General features: G+C 42.5%; 12 protein-coding genes. All 12 read right to left on the reverse strand.

Translation table 11 applies throughout. The features are described from left to right. Positions 1–26 precede the first annotated feature (26 nt). Positions 27–1,739, reverse strand: coding sequence for an SGNH/GDSL hydrolase family protein (locus BLR42_RS06360; protein WP_091867575.1), 1,713 nt, complete (start codon positions 1,737–1,739; stop codon positions 27–29). A 16-nt stretch (positions 1,740–1,755) separates the two neighbouring features. After that, positions 1,756–2,709, reverse strand: a complete 954-nt coding sequence (locus BLR42_RS06365) for a hypothetical protein (protein ID WP_022761236.1) — start codon at positions 2,707–2,709, stop codon at positions 1,756–1,758. An 81-nt stretch (positions 2,710–2,790) separates the two neighbouring features. Next, a complete protein-coding gene (locus BLR42_RS06370) occupies positions 2,791–4,365 on the reverse strand; it encodes an ABC transporter substrate-binding protein (protein ID WP_139165113.1) in 1,575 nt (524 codons plus the stop codon). Positions 4,366–4,525: 160 nt separating this feature from the next. Next, positions 4,526–5,572 (reverse strand): carbohydrate ABC transporter permease, encoded by a 1,047-nt coding sequence (locus tag BLR42_RS06375; protein WP_242879232.1) that lies wholly within the window; start codon positions 5,570–5,572, stop codon positions 4,526–4,528. Beyond that, positions 5,565–6,479, reverse strand: a complete 915-nt coding sequence (locus tag BLR42_RS06380) for a carbohydrate ABC transporter permease (RefSeq protein WP_026498156.1) — start codon at positions 6,477–6,479, stop codon at positions 5,565–5,567. Before BLR42_RS06380 ends, BLR42_RS06375 begins: the two co-directional genes overlap by 8 nt. A 14-nt stretch (positions 6,480–6,493) precedes the next feature. Beyond that, on the reverse strand, positions 6,494–9,076 hold the full coding sequence (locus tag BLR42_RS06385) for a DUF5696 domain-containing protein (protein ID WP_139165114.1): 2,583 nt from the start codon (positions 9,074–9,076) through the stop codon (positions 6,494–6,496). A gap of 21 nt (positions 9,077–9,097) precedes the next feature. After that, positions 9,098–9,748: a YIP1 family protein gene (locus tag BLR42_RS06390; RefSeq protein WP_022761231.1), complete on the reverse strand. Its 651-nt coding sequence runs from the start codon at positions 9,746–9,748 to the stop codon at positions 9,098–9,100. Further along, complete coding sequence (locus tag BLR42_RS06395) at positions 9,748–11,271, reverse strand: NHL repeat-containing protein (RefSeq protein WP_091867582.1); 1,524 nt, start codon at positions 11,269–11,271, stop codon at positions 9,748–9,750. The genes BLR42_RS06390 and BLR42_RS06395 overlap by 1 nt, the downstream gene beginning before the upstream one ends. Positions 11,272–11,311: 40 nt before the next feature. Further along, positions 11,312–12,229, reverse strand: a complete 918-nt coding sequence (locus tag BLR42_RS06400; RefSeq protein ID WP_091867584.1) for a carbohydrate ABC transporter permease — start codon at positions 12,227–12,229, stop codon at positions 11,312–11,314. A gap of 1 nt (position 12,230) precedes the next feature. Continuing rightward, complete coding sequence (locus tag BLR42_RS06405; RefSeq protein WP_091867586.1) at positions 12,231–13,169, reverse strand: carbohydrate ABC transporter permease; 939 nt, start codon at positions 13,167–13,169, stop codon at positions 12,231–12,233. Positions 13,170–13,212: 43 nt separating this feature from the next. Beyond that, a complete protein-coding gene (locus BLR42_RS06410) occupies positions 13,213–16,161 on the reverse strand; it encodes an extracellular solute-binding protein (RefSeq protein WP_091867588.1) in 2,949 nt (982 codons plus the stop codon). A gap of 18 nt (positions 16,162–16,179) precedes the next feature. Further along, entirely contained in the window at positions 16,180–17,697 is a 1,518-nt protein-coding gene (locus BLR42_RS06415; RefSeq protein ID WP_091867590.1) for an endo-1,4-beta-xylanase, read from the reverse strand. Positions 17,698–17,988 lie beyond the last annotated feature (291 nt).

Consider the following 17,988-nt stretch of genomic DNA (forward strand, 5'->3'; position numbering starts at 1 on the left):
CCTTTCCCAATAACACTTGTTTTTTATCACTCCACAACCCCAAATCCAAGAATTGTAAACTTCTTTCTCTCATCACCCTTTGCCATGCGAACTTCTACTTCGTGTGTCGTATTCTCCTCTTCATTAAGGATTATCAAAGGATTACAGTGTGTCCATCCGTTAATATGAGGATCGGCATCAATAGCCTTTTTGCCATCCACGTACACTTCGGCGGTTCCGAATATATTCTCTCCGGAATCCTTTGATACGATAAGAAGCTTTTTACAGTTTATCTTCATGCAAAATGGCTCCGGATTGTCACTCTCTCCGTCGTAATACCAGTTATATGGAAATTCCGGCACAGGAACCACCTCACTGTCCATTTCAACCATCTGGAGCATCTTATCTGTTCCCGAAAAAGCGCCTACCTGTATTTCTGCGCTTCCGGGATTTTGACGATCAATAAGGAATACTTTTTCAAAATCAGCTCCGATCGCAGGCTTTCTTTCAAGAAGAGCCGGATCTTCATCAGAATCCGTACTTCCTACTGATTCTCTGGTCATCTCCATCAGGCAATCGCACATAACCTGATGTCCGAGGTTACTCGGATGATAGATATCATAGAAAAACTGCTTCTTGGAAATAACTCTTCCCTCGCCGGGCTTTAAGCCAAATTGAGGACTTACCGCATCAAGAACACTCACCATCGGAAGGTCATAATTTGTTCCGACAGGTGAAAGTCTGTCCTGAAGGTTCCAATCGTAGGAAAATACTGCGAATAATAAAATAACAGCCGGTTTCCATGGTAATGCAAGGCACTTTCTTACAAGACTCTCATAGCATACGCCCTGGGTCTCATCTCCCTCATCGTTAACGGCAAATTCTATTACTATTAAATCGGGGTTTTCCTTACCGTCACGGAGAACATCTCTCTCGAAACGGATCATTCCAAGCTCGGAGGGCGTTCCGCCGACGCCTGCTTTTATTAGATTTACTGCACCGCCGTTTGCGAATTCTTTCTCAAATGCATCAGCATATATTCTTGCGTAGCATTTTTCATGAATCGGAATCGCGCCCGCACCCTGAGTTATTGATCCACCTATAAATGAGAGAGTCACATCCTCTCCTCTCTTCGCTTTCTCGGTCACGCTGCGAAGACGCAGGAGATTACCCTTACTCATTACGGAATTGGCAATCATTTTCTTATATGCATCAGATTCAAAGTCTACTGCGCTGTCTGAAAGCTGCTCAGGCGCTTCGAATCCATCGTGCAGATAAAAGCACACATCTGCCATAGCCTGTATGCCTGATTTTTCAAATTCAAAGCGGATCTGTCCCGGTACGGTATCTGTGTCATACCATGTTATCTCGGTAAGATCTATAATCTGCTCTGAGCCGTCTGCCACAAACTCTTTGCTTACCATTGTTGCGGGATCGCACTGGTTTGCGCCATACATCTGAAATACGAAATTAACCTTCTCAGTCTTTGAATCTTCCGTAACGGATACACCTATGCTGTGTACAAGCTTCTTAAAGCCCTCCGCAGTCCTTAGCATATCGAGGAGCTTCTCATCCGTTACATTACCTGTCAGCTTTGCAGAATCTGGAAGTCTGCCGCTGTCTTCATATATAAACTGAATTCCTCTTCCATCCGGCTGAGGTGCCGCAAATATTCCCTTGTCCTGCATTATGTAAAAATATGGTCTTTTCTTTGTTGGATCCTTAGGGGCTACCGGCCCCTTTCTTTCTTCGTTACTCATGCTGTCCTCTTTTCTATCACGGCCATCTGCCCGGCCTGGGTTTGTTAACACTTATTATTCCTGAGCTCTCGAGATTTCTGAGAAGCAGTAGTCTTGCCTCTCCGACCTTCTCTGGCTTTAACATGTAAAAACTGTAGGTTTCTATTAAGGAGAAGAGATTTCCTGTTCTTCCCTCAATTTTGAAGTTATTTATACCCATAGGCACATATTTCTCCCAGATCATCTCCGGAGAAACAAAGGTTGAATACTCCTGAATAGTATATATGCAATTCTTATCGCCGTATTCACAGGTCCAGGGCTTTATGGGCTTTTGTTTATCCTTGGGAAGCTTTCTGTTCTCAAGGGTTGTTCTCTGATTTATTGCAATATTTTTGTAGTGATCGCCTCTGCGCTTGCAATCAGGCACACAGCAAGCGTTTATGAGCACTTCCAGCTTTTCCTTGTGCTCTACTTTCTCTAATAAATCCCACTTGTTATTTAAATTGTAATCAAGGACCACATACTTATAATCCTTGTTCATTTCCTCATTCAAAGCTTCAACATCACGAATTTCCTTGCAGGTTGTGCTGTTGAAATGATAGGAGGGATATTTTTCCCTCAGATACGTTTCCAATATTTCCGAAAAAACAAGGACCTCATTCATTCCGTTATCGCCGACTTCCATGCAGAAGTTACAGAAAGGATCATCCAGATCATCTTCGGTCAGAAGCGGATTTGTAAAGGTGTACCTGATCGGTATTCCCTTTGCGTTGATGCTCTTTACCACATTTTTCACGAATCCTGCATCACACTGATCGTTCCCCAGGAATCTTCCGCCATTCCAAAGCGCAAGCGGAAATGCTCCGAAAAATGATGCTATTTCAACACCTTCCCTGAAATACTCGGGGTGCTGTTCCAAAAGACTGATCCAGAACATATTTAGCGGATAATTGTATCTAAGTCCCGGAAGATGAAATTTTACCTTGTTCATAACTAATACCTCTGAAAAAATATGGGGCGGCCAAAAGTTCAGCCGCCCCTCTGATTCTCCACTTATCGAGTTAAGCAGAAATTATTTATTTGCATCGTCGATGTATGCCTTCCATGTATCAGCAATAGCCTCAACCTGCTCAGAAACTACACAACCGGGTGTGATGTTCCAGATGAAGTCTGAACCGATGCTCATGTTAGGAATCATGCCGTGATAAGCAATTGTGCCGTACTGAGGCTCTGACATCATTGTGATTGTCTCATCAACAGCTCTTGTATCGAAGATACCGTTACGTGCTGTAGAAAGGAATCCGTTGAAGTCTTCATAGCCTTCAGGCTGATTTGTCCAAAGATCCCAAGCAAATGCAAGTTTCCAAGCCTTCTCCTCATCATAGCAAGCAGGAATAGCTACCGGGTTGTTTGTCCAAACGTTGATGTAATCCTTGCCCTTAGGTCCCTTCGGGAACATTACGAAACCGAGTTCGTCTGTCATATCCTCAAGGAAGTTGCCGGGTGTTCCAGCATACTCATCCTCTACGAGGAATGCTGCCTGGCCGTTAATGAACTGCTCTTTGTAGTAATCCCACTCAGCGCCTTCAGGATTAGCCTTCTCAGCATCATAGTTATCAAAAATCTTTACTGTCCACTCAAGAGCTTCAAGAGTCTCAGGGCTCTCAAGGTCATATGTGTACTTACCGCTGGAATCCTTACCAACAATGTCGCCACCGTTAGAGAAGATTGCCTGTGTTGTCATAACACCTTCGTTAAGTGTCATACCGTAAATATCGATAACACCGTCGTTATCTGTATCGCGCTGAACCTTGGAAAGAAGATCCTCGAAAGCATCCCATGTCCATGTTCCGTCTGCCTGCATATCATAGATTGTCTCAGGGTCGATACCTGCATCTGTAAGAAGTCTCTTGTTGAAGTATACACCTGTTCTGGGCTCTGACATGCCAGCATACATAGCGTAAATCTTGCCGTCTTTGCCATACTGCTCATGCAGTCTGTTCTTCTGGAACTTATCCTTGCTGAAATCAAGGCAGTCAAGTGTAGAAAGATCATACATAAGTCCGCTTGCCATAGCAGATGTGATAGCCGGATCATCACGAAGGATCCAGAGATAGTTCTCGTCGCCGCCTGTTGTAGCATAGTCAACGAAATCTGCCGGTGTTGAACCCCAGTCAGAAATAGCCTGCTGCTTAATTGTGAAGTTGTATGTCTCCTGAATCCAATCTCTGTACTCCTGCTGAGCTTCCTCATAATCGTTAGCGGGTTCAGCCGGGTCGCCTGACCACCAGTCACGAATGATGATTTCCATACCGCCGAGATCGATAGGATTACCATCTGCATCTGTCTTTACTTCAAAGAGATCGCTGCTCTCCTCTGCATCCTCAGCCTCAGCTTCTTCTGCATCGCCAGCATCCTCAGCCTCAGCTTCTTCTGCATCGCCAGCATCCTCAGACTCAGCCTCTGCTGTATCCTCAGCTGCTTCTGTGCTCTCCTCAGCTGTAGCTGTTGTGTCCTCTGCTGTCTCTGTGGAAGTTGCTGTTGTTGCATCTCCCCCATTAGATGTAGCGCCACAACCAACAGCACTCATTGTCATTGCTGCAAGTGTAATAGCAGCTGTTACTTTTTTGGTTAATGCCCTTTTCATTTTTGTCCTCCTTTTGTTTTGAGATTTGAAAATCTCTTTTAAAGTTATATAGAAGCCATCTGCCCCGGCGCATTCCCGGGTGCAACCAGGGCAAATGGGCATTCCCTGATAAGAAAAATATTACATATACTCTCCCACCAACGCGGTGCGAAGAGATTTTTTACATCTTGATACCTGTACTTGCAATACTCTCTACAAATGCTCGCTGTGCGAAGAGATAGAGAATGATGAGCGGCATAATGATCATCAGTGTACCTGTCGCAAGGATACAGTTTGAATAAGCTACTGAAATTGTAGTCTTAACTCCATTGATACGCTGGATATAAGCACCCAGACTATCAATGATACGTGAAAGGCTTGTACTTACAAGCTTTGTGTTTCCAAGGAACAGTCTGGAATAAAATCCATCTGTCCACTGCCAAACAAAGGCAAACAGGAAGCATGATGTAATAGGCGGCTTAGCCTGTGGAAGCATGATTCTTACAAAGGTCTTAAGCATTCCGCATCCGTCAACGTATGCAGCTTCTTCAAGATCAATAGGAAGTCCTCTGAAGAACTGTCTGATGATGAATATATACAGACCATTTTTTAACCCCATACAGCCTGCGCTCATCAGATAGTAAGGAATAGCTGAACCCCTCAGGTTTAATGTACTTCCCGTTGTAAGCTTAATAAGGCCAAGTACATCAAAGAATCTGAAATGCAGATGCAGTGAACTTGCTATTGTCTGCGGCGGGATAAGGATTACCAGAATAACACAGGCAAACCATATCTTCTTAAGCGGGAAGTCGAATCTTGCAAATCCGTATCCTACAAGTGTGCAGACCGTAATCTGCAAAAGTGCGATTGTCAGTGCTACAATAAGTGAATTCACAAGAGCTTGACTGTAATTCATGAGCTCCGCAGCAAGTCTGTAGTTCGCTGTTGTAAAGTGCTCAGGAATCGCAATAACAATAGGATTGTACAAATCCTGCTCAGTCATGAAGCTGACTGATATTTTATTTAGGATAGGCTGAAGTATCATGAAGCACATTCCAAAAAGTAGAATGAATCTTACAATACTAACACCAACATCCATTATACGCTTTTTTAAGAGATATCCGCCGGAAAGTTTGTTTCTTTCCCAAAAAGTTTTCTGGGAATGATCCGTATTTTTCTTTTTTTCCGCACCGGCTCTCATTTTCTGTGCTAATGCCATATCAGTCATAGTAATAAACTCCCTTCGAGATAACAAGAGATGTAATTCCAACAAATGCAAGTACTACAATGAAGTATATCCAGGACATTGCAGACGCATTACCATACTGCAACTGGTCAACCATTACCTTCTGGATTTTTTCGATAACTCCGTTATCGGAACGCATACAGAAATCAACTACTGTATAGAGCCAGTTTACGAGGAAAAGTGAACTGATCATCGGGAAGGTAATCTTCCAAAGACTTTCCCACTTTGTACATCCTTCGATATCAGCAGCCTCATACATACTGGATGAAATGCTCTGAAGACCTGAAAGAAAGATAATGATCTGAATACCTGAAGCAATAGCAACATCATAGATATTGTTAATAACTTCAAATACCTTTTCATAAGCTCTTACTCCAATGCCAGCAGTACGAAGTATACTTTCCATAGCAGCCGTTACGCTTACGCCCTGTGTTGACTGTTCAATTGTCTGTGCAAGTGCTGCCATAAGCTGGTTGTTTGACTCAAGTCCAACGATTACACCTGATGAAAGGATAACCGGAAGGAAGAATATCGCTCTTACAAGAGCACGTCCTTTGAACTTCTGGTTAAGTATCAGTGCTACGAAGAAACTGAATACTATGATAGCCAGTGAGTAAACAATCATTCTTGATAACTCTTCAACCAGCAGTCTTGTAAACTCAGGATCTACTCTGAAGGCATAGATATAATTGGCAAGACCAAGCCAGGTTGTTTTGAAATCACCCGCTCCCAGCTCAACATTGCAAAAACTCATCTGAAGAGACTGCCTTAAAGGATTTATCATGAACACCAGAAATCCGATTACGAAAGGCGCAATAAATGCATAACCTGCTTTCGCTTTTCTCTTCTGCAGTCCTACAATTTTCTTTTTTTGCTTCTGCTTTTCCATAAAACCATTTCCTCTCATCTGACAACCAGATAATCTCTGGCAGGAACTGTCTTTCCGTCCGGTGTCTGTACATCACTGTATCCGTAGTTTACATAGACATTAGTTCCGTCCGCATACTCTGTACGGGATAAATCCTCAGTGATATTCTCGTGGTCGACCATTTCCTGGTTAAAGGTATGTCCGAGCTCTTCATTATATCTTGTATAGATCTCGACCATCTTGTCCTTCCAGGAGTCGTATGTAGCACCATAATAATCGGTGTACAGTGTCTTCTGTGTTGCGAATGAAGTTTCCTTCATAAATGTAAACTGCAGGCCTGCGCCATACTCAGCACTGTAAAGAACTTCATTTTCCTGATTGCCGCCGACATTTACTGAATCGCCGGTGTAATTAACTTTTCCATGTACAGCAAGCTGGTAGAACGGCACGCACTGATCAAGGATTGTGTACTCACTTCCTCTGAGATCCATATCTGTAACCATACTTGCATACGGTACTGCATAATCGTTACCCATATTGATCATGATGGGTGTTCCCTCGGACTGAATCTTCTTGAATTCTTCCTCCTGAAGGCCTTTAACACTCTGCCTGCTTTGAGTTTTCTTTCTGTAGAAATCCGAAGAAAGATCTTTACCCATATCCTGGAAGCTTACTCCTGCATTGTAGGTCTTTACTGCCTTTGCAAATTTATCTGCAATATTCATAGCCAGGTTTGTATGAAGCAGATAATACAAATGATCTGAATTTTCTCTCTGTGCGTAGGTTATATGGCTGTAATCATAAAGTTTAGCCTGCTCTTTACTGATAAGCTTTGCAGCATCTCTGTATGAGAAAAATCCGTCAAGCAGGTTTGAAGAGTTAGCATACTGTGTGATTCCGTTAAGGTAGATTGTGGAATCTGTCTCTTCTCCGACCTTTGCCAGGTTCTTAAGATCCTTCTTACTTCCAAGACTACCAATCGGCTTAGCCTTTTTTAGTAGCTTCTGGTCAACACCGCCGTTGCACCAACCGGTAAGCTTAACTGACATATTTTTGACTCCGCATGCACTGAGATCCTTAATCATATCAGCTGCTTCTTTATAACTTGTGAGTTTAAGCGGTCTCTTAACCGGTACTCCGAGAATCTGTCTAACCTTATCGATAGCTCCGACAATTTCAATTGCTACAGGAGCACTCTCATCATTGTTCATTGCGAGAGAATCGCCGTATTTGTTATCGAGATATGTTCCATACTCCTTAGCCATGTCTACATAGTTTCCGGAATTGATGAATGTATATCTTCTTGTAAGTGTCTCATCCGGAAGTGAAGGAACGTACTCATACACATCACTGTTAGCGATATCACCTACGTCATACTGTTCTCTCTGACATATACTGTATACAGCGTTTACATAATTGTAGCTGTTATTTTTTCCACTGATGTCAGCCTGGATTGATGCATAAGGGCTTCCTTCTTCAAGTATGCAGATAAAGGAATCATCCCCTTCAGCTACACCAAATACTCCGTAATATGCTCTGGTGTTATGAACAACCGCATCTCTGCTAAGACACATATCCCAACCGTATACATTTGTATAATAGCTGCTCTGTGATGTTTTACCATTGTTGAAGTTAATGGTTGCTCCGCCGCCCTCAGGCACGAACATGTAGCCTTCTTCGTCTGTTCCGCCTGCTCCGAAATATGGGAGAGGTGTAAGGGTATAAATCGGTGAATCTTCTTTATATGCAAGGTCCTTCATGGGAACCTCAACAACAAGGTCGTTTCCATCGAGCTTATAAACAACACTTACGTTGAAGACCGGCTTGTCAGAGCTCTTTACTGAAAGATCCTGCGCCTTATCTGCAAGGAAATCATCATAGGTATATCCTGCAGCTTCGAAGGCCGCCTCCATCTTCTTTCTAACATTCTCCTTGGTTTTATCACGAAGAACGTAGATTACATTATCGGCAAGGGCAGGATAATTTGCCAAAAGTTCGTCCTTATTATCCTTTTTACCAAGCTTGTTTATGTCATATTTCTTGTAATACTGCTGAATAAAGTTGACATCACCTTTATCCATCTTATCGAGCCATGCATCAAGGCTATCCTTGGTGATTACCGGAGGAATAACATATTCCTTGATTACATCACCCAGTGAATAATCAACTCTTATGGAATCACCGTCCTGAGTTATGTTATATATCTGGTTTGATGTACTGTAAGCATAGGTGTTATATGTTGTTTCAAGTCCGGTTACAACCGCATATGACATAATAAGCGGGGACTGAAGATTTGCCTTTTCCTCAGGAAGAGCAACACTGTCAGTTGCTGCATTCTCGGGATTAGATCTCCATACCTTACCTGTTTCCTTAACTGTAACAGTGAACTGTGTGGTGAGGGGATCCATCTCAAGCTTGAGCTTATCGTTTTCTACGATAATCGGCTCAGCATCCTCTCCGCCTTCATACGAATATGGTACAATCGCTTCACCCGTATCACTGGCATTTTTATGATTTATTATGAAAATTACGGCAGCAAGTATCAGCGCACATATTATGACCGGAGCCGCAAGGCTCTTTACTATCTGTCGTATTTTTCCGTTCTTTTTATCCTTCATGTCTGCTCCCATCCGTAATTCCTATAGTCGGAACAAAAATTCCTTACCCAGAGATATGAAATAGGATACTCCCTGAGATATCATACTGAAGAAAATCATCAGTATGAAGATCATTACCAGCATTGAAAAAAGTGTTGCTACTGTAAAAAGCAGGTTCTTTCCTGCTGAGTACTCATGAATCTGTCCCATTGCCGCTATAACCAGAAGTGCAGCCCAAACCAGCGATATGGCACTGACCATAGCATAAAACTCAGCTTCATCAACAGTTACAAAATTACTGAATATCATCAGCGGAAACTGTACAAGCGGGTAGGGAGTAAGTGCATAGCATGTAGCCATGTAAACCTGTCCCAGACGACCTTTACCATCAAACAAAGTGGTAAGCCCCCAGTTACCTACTACCCACAAACTCAAGGGGAAGAGGATACTTGCTATATATAGGAAGATATTCAGATCTTCCCAATAAACAGTCATGAATATGAAGCTTGTATATCTTAGCTTAAGTATTCGTATAAGTACCGTCGCGATCAGTATTGTGTTTGCTGCTGCGTAAGTTCCTCTCTTTTCGTGCGTAAGATCCCAGAATCCGTCAAGCGGATGAGTGATGCAGTATAGAGCAAACTTCAGCGAGTCAATATATCGATCATATTTCTCTTTTGTGATAGCTGCCATTATTTTTCTCCGTCCTGTAAATTCATGAAAATATCTGCAGTGTCAATCTCATGTCTGATTTTATTGATTCTTCCGGTTCCAAGAGGAATAAGGAATAATGCCAGAATAACAATTACAATCCAGACAATATGATCTTCTACCCATTCCTTACGGTACTGCTTATAAGCTTTGGAATAATTATCATCGTCATACTTGAGCTCGAAGTACTTCATAGCTTCCTTATAGCGCTTCTGACGAAGAAGTGATCTTCCTATTCCAATATATGCAAGATCGTAGTTACCGTTCTGCTTCATTACTTTCTCCCAGGATTCACCAGACTCGGTGTACTTACCCTGGTCGAACTGCTCTACTGCGTTATATACTGTCTGTCCAAACTCTGTAGGTACGAAAACCGTGATTGAGTTGTCCAGCGCATCCACTACATAAAGGTCGTGACCTATGCAGTCAATTGCAGTAGGCTTTCTGAAATATCCGTTCATATTACCGTTTCCACCGTAGCAGAACACTATATTTCCCTGATCATCATATCCGAAACATCTGCCTCTGTTTCTGTCGAGACAAACGTAGATATCATTCTCCATGACAGTTACGTCAGTAAATACTGAAGGTCCTTCATATCCACCGCCGGAACCCCAGTAAAGATCTCCGAGGATTCCCCATTCTCCGTTGTGTACAAGAATGTCACTTCCAACGAGATTGAGCTTTCTGACGGCATTATCAGTTTTGCTTGCCTTATCCTCATTTATGGCAGTTGTCGCATATATAAAGCCTTCATAATCCATGAAGATATTTTCATACTCTGTAGGCACAAAGGATACCATCTTCGCTCTCTGTTCCTGAGAAGCAAATTTCTTCCAAATATAATCGGTCCAATCGAATTTTACCGGTGTAGCTCCGACAAATCCTGAGAAAGTTCCGTCATTTTCATACTTGATCAGACCTTTGTTGATTCCGGTTGCTATGCAGTACACACGGCCTGCTGAATCAATTGCCAGCTTTTTAGGCTGGAATACAAGGCTCGGATCAAGAGTATTATCGTTGGGCTTTGTAAATTCCATCAAGTAATTTAAATCTTTATCAAGCTTTAACACTCTCGCGTTGCCCTGATCGGCAATATAGAATTCACCGCTCTCCGAAACAGCCACATCCGTGGGATTGGAAAATGTTTTTATCTCACAATCACCCTCGAAAGAATCTATGATTCTTACCAGTTCAAGCTTTTCCGCGGAATCTCTTTTCAGCTCCAGGATACGGTTATTACCACTGTCACAGAGGTATATCATATTACCGTAAGCAAAAATTCCATCCGGGTTGTTTAAGTTTTTATCAAGTCCCAGGTCTGATGCGGTAAACACCTTACAAACTGTATAAAAATCAGGGCTTTCCTGAACATCTCCCCAATAATCGTAGTTATAGGTATATCCGTATTCACTTGCGTATGTCGTCAAAGGAGTGGCGGTTATTACCACAAGTCCTGCCAAAACAGCAGCTGCTCCCTTTACGATTTTTTTCATAGTCTGCATAACTAACACCTTTCCAAATATGGTATGGTAATGTTCTTCATCAGTCCTTAAGACCTGAACTAGCCATTGTCTCGAGGATCTGGCTCTGAGAGAATACAAAGATGATAATCGGAACGATCATTACTACAACCAGTACGGCTGCACCCTGACCTGTTCTTGCAATACCACCGCTCTGAATCTGCTGAAGTGCAAATACCAGAGTCTTCTTTTCTTCGGAATAGATAAATGTTGCTGCTCTGTCATTCCAAAGTCTCTGCACAGAGAAGATAATCAGTGTCATCCACGCCGGCTTAACGTTTGGCATTACTATTCCGGAAAATACCTTCCACTCATTTGCGCCGTCAATCTTTGCCGCTTCAATAAGTGAAGTCGGAAGACCTTCCATAAACTGTTTCATAAGGAAAAGTCCCATAGGTGCTGCAAACGCAGGTATTATGATAGCCCAATATGTATCAATCCATCCAAGTTTGTTCAAAATAATGTAGTTCGGAATTGCTGTTACATAACCTGTAAACATCATCGCTACGGTAACCAGTTTGAAGAATGTCTGATTTCCGGGGAATTCATACTTAGCAAGTACAAATGCCGCCATAGATGAAATGATCAGGTGGCCGAATGTTCCTACAAATGTGATAAACACTGTATTAAACAGGTATCTTGAAAAGGTTACCCATGATTTTCCCATTGTTACGAACAAATCCGAGAAGTTATCGAGTGTCGGATGCTGAGGGAAAATTGTAGGCGGGAACTTAAACAGTTCATCAAGAGGTTTCAGCGCACTACTTACTGCATAAACGATCGGGAAAACCATTACCATGGCAACCAGTATTAGGAATAAGTAAAGGAAAAAGTCTCCTACGATTGACCGGTTAGGTTTCCTTCTCTTTATCAGCTTTTTACGGTAAACCTGTTCCTTCTCTTCTTTTTCAATTTTTTTCTTGCTGCTTAATTTACTCATGTCAGGTTCCCACTCTCCTCAAGAGACTTTGAATTGCTTTGTTACATAAGATCATCATCAAAAACAGAATTGTCGCTATAGCACATGCATATCCCATTTCAAATCTTGAAAAACCGTAGTCAAACAGGTGAGTAACGATTGTTCTTGCTGCATAGTCTGTACTGGGATATCCGCAAAGAGCCATTGTGACTTCACATACGTTAAATGCCTGTGTTATGGACATAACGGCACCGAACATAAGCATAGGCTTCATGTTGGGAAGTGTGATGTACCAAAGCTCCTGCCAACGGTTTTTTACACCATCCATGTATCCGGCTTCAAACTGGGATTTATCTACGCCCTGGAGACCTGCCACGAAGGAAAGGAATCCTGAACCAAGACTCATCCAAAGGATAACTCCCATACAAACCGGCAGCATGTACTGCGGATTGATGAGCCACAAGATCGGCTTGTCAATTATTCCGACATTCATCAAGAATGCGTTTACATAACCGTATGCATCACCTCTGAAGAATACAGAGAAGATAACATAACAGTTTCCCGCGATCGACGGTGCGTAAAACAGCATGACTGCTATACTTCGTACCCATCTTGGCAATTCGTTAATCAGCCAGGCAAAAAGGAAGGACATTATGTAGCCAAGCGGTCCGGTAATTACTGCAATCAACAGCGTGTTCTTCACACCGATTAGGAAGATGTCGTCCTGCAGAATCAGGCTGATGTAATTCTGCAGACCGATGAATCGCGGTGCTTCCAATATGTTGTAATATGTAAAACTAAAATATATGGATGCCACAACCGGAAAAATATAAAACATGGTGAACAAAATCGCATAGGGTGCAAGAAAGAGATAGCACATTTTTCGATTTTTCGCCTTTTTAACTGCCACCTGCGCTTCATGTTTACGCAGAGTGAAGTATTTTTGAAGATACTCTTTCATTCTTTCTCTCCTAAATATCTCGGATTACTGTGCCTGTACCGGTTTATTCTTCAACCGGCATACCAAACTCTTTCCTCTTCTTTACAATCTCTTCATCTATCAGGATCGAGTAGTCAATAATTGTCTCTCGTGAGTCAACCTTTTCGTTTATAACCTTACGTATAGCGTTGGAGATATGGCGTCCGGTGAAGTATCCGCCGGGAACCTCTCTGATTCCAACTGTCTGATCCCACTGATCATCAAGTACTTCTATGTCTTCTGCACTCCAGGACAGATTCTTAAATGCATCTCTGTTCGCTGTAGCATATCTTGCGGAAGAACCAAGAAGAGCCTCTATTTCTCGACCAAATCTGATCTGTGTATCAGGTTCAGCCCACCACTTCATGAACTCCCATGAATTCTTTCTGAGCTCCTCGTCCTCTTCCTTGATCATCATTGTTGCACTACCGGTTATAAAGTCTGAACGGTCAATGCTTCCGTCGGATTTCTCTGTTCCGGGTATAAGTGTGAAGTCCCAAAGACCTCTTATCTCAGGTGCTGATACCATAAGTGTGTTATATGTTGAATAAGGCGCAACACCTATTGGCATCTCTCCTGATCTGAATCTACTTACAAAATCATAGATAACCGGAAGACCATAATCGTTAAAATATCTTACATAATCATCAAATGCCTTAACGCCTGCCTCGGTATTGACGGTTGTCTTTGTACCGGTTTCGTTGTACATGTCTCCGCCATACTGATAAAGCAGTGAGAAGTACATTGAAAGATCAGGTGTGCTTGACATGATAGCGGTTGAAGCTGTTGCTGAACCACTGTTACCTGCTGCGGTAGGTATTCCGACTGAGAGGTTGCTTCCCTGAATTGTGGGCATCATCTCAATAAGTTCCTGCCAGGTCTGCGGAGGCTCAAGTCCAAGCTCTTCAAGTACGTCTTTTCTGTAGAACATTACGTTGAAGGTCTGTGTCTCAGGAATTCCGTATACATGTCCGTCAAGTCTGTACTGTTCATATGAACTCTCGGAATAGTGAGCAAGAACATCTTCCCATCCCTCAAACTGTGTAATATCCTCTGCAGCTCCACGGAGTGCGTAGTTTACAGGCTGATCGGCACCAACTGAAAGAACTACGTTAGGACCTCTTCCCGCAAGTACCGCGTTCAGAAGTGCGTCAGGTGCAACAATTTCTACATTAACCTTAACCCCGCTCTCAGGTGTAAAGGTATCATCCACCATGGACTTAAGAATTGTACCCTGATCACGACCTGTAAGTATCCAAACCTTAACTACTTTATCTGATCCGTTTGCATCATATACATCACCGACCGAATTGTAATCAACGAAGAACGATGCTACAAAAGACTTAATCTCATGACCACTCTTTGAAAGGAAATTTGCTTTATCTTTCTTAGGCTGTACGCCAGTACCTGATACTACCAGATAATCAATATCCAGTTTTGTATCACTCATGTTCAGTGATGCGGTACCAAGTGCTGTGATATTATCCTTAAATGCTGTAAACTCTGTGGTTATCTTCTGAGGCTTTTTGCAGAATCTCTCAAGCTGCTGTGCTACTGTCTGCGCTGATGCTATCTGATCTGCTTTCTGTCCACTGAATGCAACCATATCATCTACTATCTTATAGAGACGCTTGGATTCAAGATCCATAGCTTCCATAATTTCAGGATAGGTCTTTTCAATATGATAATCTCTGTAAATATCAGGATTTGCTCCTGTATATACAAGTACTCTTCTATAAATCTGGTTGAGTCTGTAGGTTGAATCCTCAAGCTCTTCAAGAATCTCACCAAGTCCTCCGAGGGTAGCCTCAAGTCTTACTGTATGTGTACCCTTTGTGAGGAAAATGTTGTAAGGTGTTCCGTTTTCATCTGCAAGTGTTAAGCTGTTCCAGTCGTTTTCGAACGGGAATGACACCTCGTTAAGTTCGCCAAAAGGAACCTCGCCATCGATAAGAACTCGTCTGCTTGATACAGAACCTCTTGAGTAATTCTGACGTCCCTTAATCATCAGGTTGTATAATCCATCCTCAGGAACCTCAATATCCCACTCAATCCACTGTCCGGAACTTCTCCAGCTGTCACCACCGACATAGTTAAGAACTGTATGTGTAACACTGTTGGGAACAGTTGTCGGTGAAGATCTGTCATATTTTGCATATAATGAAGATTCTGATCTTAATGTTGAATCTTCACCCTGTACTGTCTGAATAAATGTCTTGGCTGTATCTGAACCGTCCTTGCCACCAACCTCTGCAGAATACTCTGCGTATGTCTTGGGCTGTTCAATTGCCTTAACCTGAAGCTCCGAAATAAGCATCGGCTCATTTACCGCTTCGAGTGTGAGTTCATTCTCGCCCTGTTCAAAGTAGAACTGATAAGGTTCTGTAATGAATCCCATGTCATCTCTGAAGTATGCACTCTGCCAGTCAAAAACCTCTGTCTGTGTAGGTCTTATCTCATTACCCTGGTTATCTACTTTAACATCACCGCCATCAGTCCATATTCTTGTGAATGTGATGTTTCTTGCATCCTCGAAAGGTGCTTCCCCATTGATCAAAACCGATCTCTCTGCCGGAACTCCTCTGGATTCGGGAAGTAAATAGTTAACATAGAGGTTATACAATCCAGCCTTAGGTACATTGACCTTCCAAGTCACCTTGGATCCTGTCTCTGTGTAGAGAGCTTTCTCTACATCTCCCTCAGGACTGTCCTCCTCATGAACATCTCCTTCGCTCTGATTATCATACAGATCAATGTCTATTGACTCACTCGGTTTATCTGCATCTGCATGTCCATTCAGGTAAAGTGTGTAGGTTCCTGTCCTTTCCATACCTTCAACATCAACCGAAAGATCTGATCCTTCATATTTATTATGGAAATCATCCACATCTCTCATCGACAGAAGTACGCATATTCCAATCAGAACTGCTAAAACGCCGACTACAATTAAAATTGTTCTGGAAGTCTTTTTCATGTTATCCACCAAATTCTTTTATTCCGAATCTGTCTCTGCAAATACCCAGAAACTCGGTTTAGGCTCATATTTACTGTCAAATAGAAGCGGGCATTGTGACTGTCCCGATTTATTACCACCGCCTACATTGGAGCGGAACTGAAGCCATGAATACTTATCAATGGTTCCCCAGAAAGTCATTCCTGTCACTTTTGCGGTTCCGGCTTTCTGAGCTGACTTAAGTACATAATATAGAAGGTTGTATTGCTTTCTGTTCTTCTCGTACTCAGCCTCAACCGATGCCGGATCGCTGCTGTCATAAGAATCACTGGCCGAAAGATCCCACTCAGTAATCTGAATATTTCCAACCGCTTCTCCGTATGCTTTTACAGAAGTCTCAAACTCAGCTGTTGAAGGACCGCTTACGCTGTAATGTCCCTGCATACCCATCGCCGTAAGTCTTGTTCCCTCTCCGGGAGCACCCTCCTCAGCTTTTACCGCTTCGAGAAGCTTTAAGATTCCGCTTCTCTTCTTGGCATTACACTCGTTATAATCGTTGTAATAAAGCTCAAGTGACTCAGGTGCATATTTATTTGCATATTTGAAAGCATTTATAATGAAGCTTTCGTTCTGATATACGTGCCACCAGCTTGAGTTGCCGCCATGTGTATCCTCTGAGAGATCTTCATCCGGCCTCTCCGTATCCGTTCTGTAGGTTCCTGTCGAATCGGAAATCGCTTCATTTACAACGTCCCATCCATAGAACAGATCCTTATATTTACTGTCTTCACCAACGAAATGTTCAAGCACTGACTTTATGTACCATTCCTGACGCTTATCCATCTCTTCGGCTGTCACATATGGCTTTTCCTTATCATAATCCTCATGGAAGAACCACTCGGGAGTCTGTGAGTGCCACAGCAAAACATGTCCTCTTACCTGCAGCGCCTGATCCGGATGAGTTTCGTTCCACTTAAGTATCTTGTCGAGAATCTTCTCGGGATTCTTAAAAGTAAGAACCGGAACTGTTATCGTCTCGCCGTTAAGCTCGGCTTCTTCCGTCCCCGGACACTTTCCGTTGCTGTATCCGAACAGCGAATCCGGTTTCAACTCATTTCCAAGTGTTACACAATTAAAATGCTTGGTTACTATATCCCAAACGCTCAGATCCCAAGGCTCCTGCCCTGTTATTGCACATCCGAACCTGCATCCCATTGTTTTTTCAACACTGTCCTTTAGTGCAGGCAACTCTTCCTCCTCGCTCTCTTCGGCGCTATCATCGTTTTCTTCGTCGTTCTTTTCCTCTTCAGCTTCTTCTGCTTCCGTTTCTTCCTCAGCACTTTCTTCTATATTAGAAGCTTCATTATTATCATCTTCATTAGCAGTGTCTTGCTGCTCATTATTTGATTCATCAGATGTTGCGGTTATCTCCTCCGCATTATTTGTCTCAGTAGTGCTTCCTACAGGGGTTTGTCCGCATCCTGTACCGATTATTGCCGCTGCCATCAGTAATGCCGCGACGTCAACCCTTCGGCGCTTTATAAGATCATATTTCATCCCGAAATATTCCTTTCTACTTCTCAAAATTTGCTAAAAGCCTTAAAAGCTACGCTGTTACTAAAGTTTATCCGTTTACAGAATAATATGCTTATCATATTTTGCTTTTCCATACGCGCTTATTGCTAGACACTTTCCAAAAAACGGAGCTGCTTTTTGTTAATATTATACAATACTGTATTTTTACATGCACCCCTTTTTAATAATTAGTTTATATATAGAACATATTCTGTTCATAATCGCAAAATGTGAGCTACAACTTTGAGCAAAATTTTTCTTCTTTGTTGTTGC

Source organism: Butyrivibrio sp. INlla16, from assembly GCF_900104155.1.
Taxonomy (GTDB): Bacteria; Bacillota; Clostridia; order Lachnospirales; family Lachnospiraceae; genus Butyrivibrio.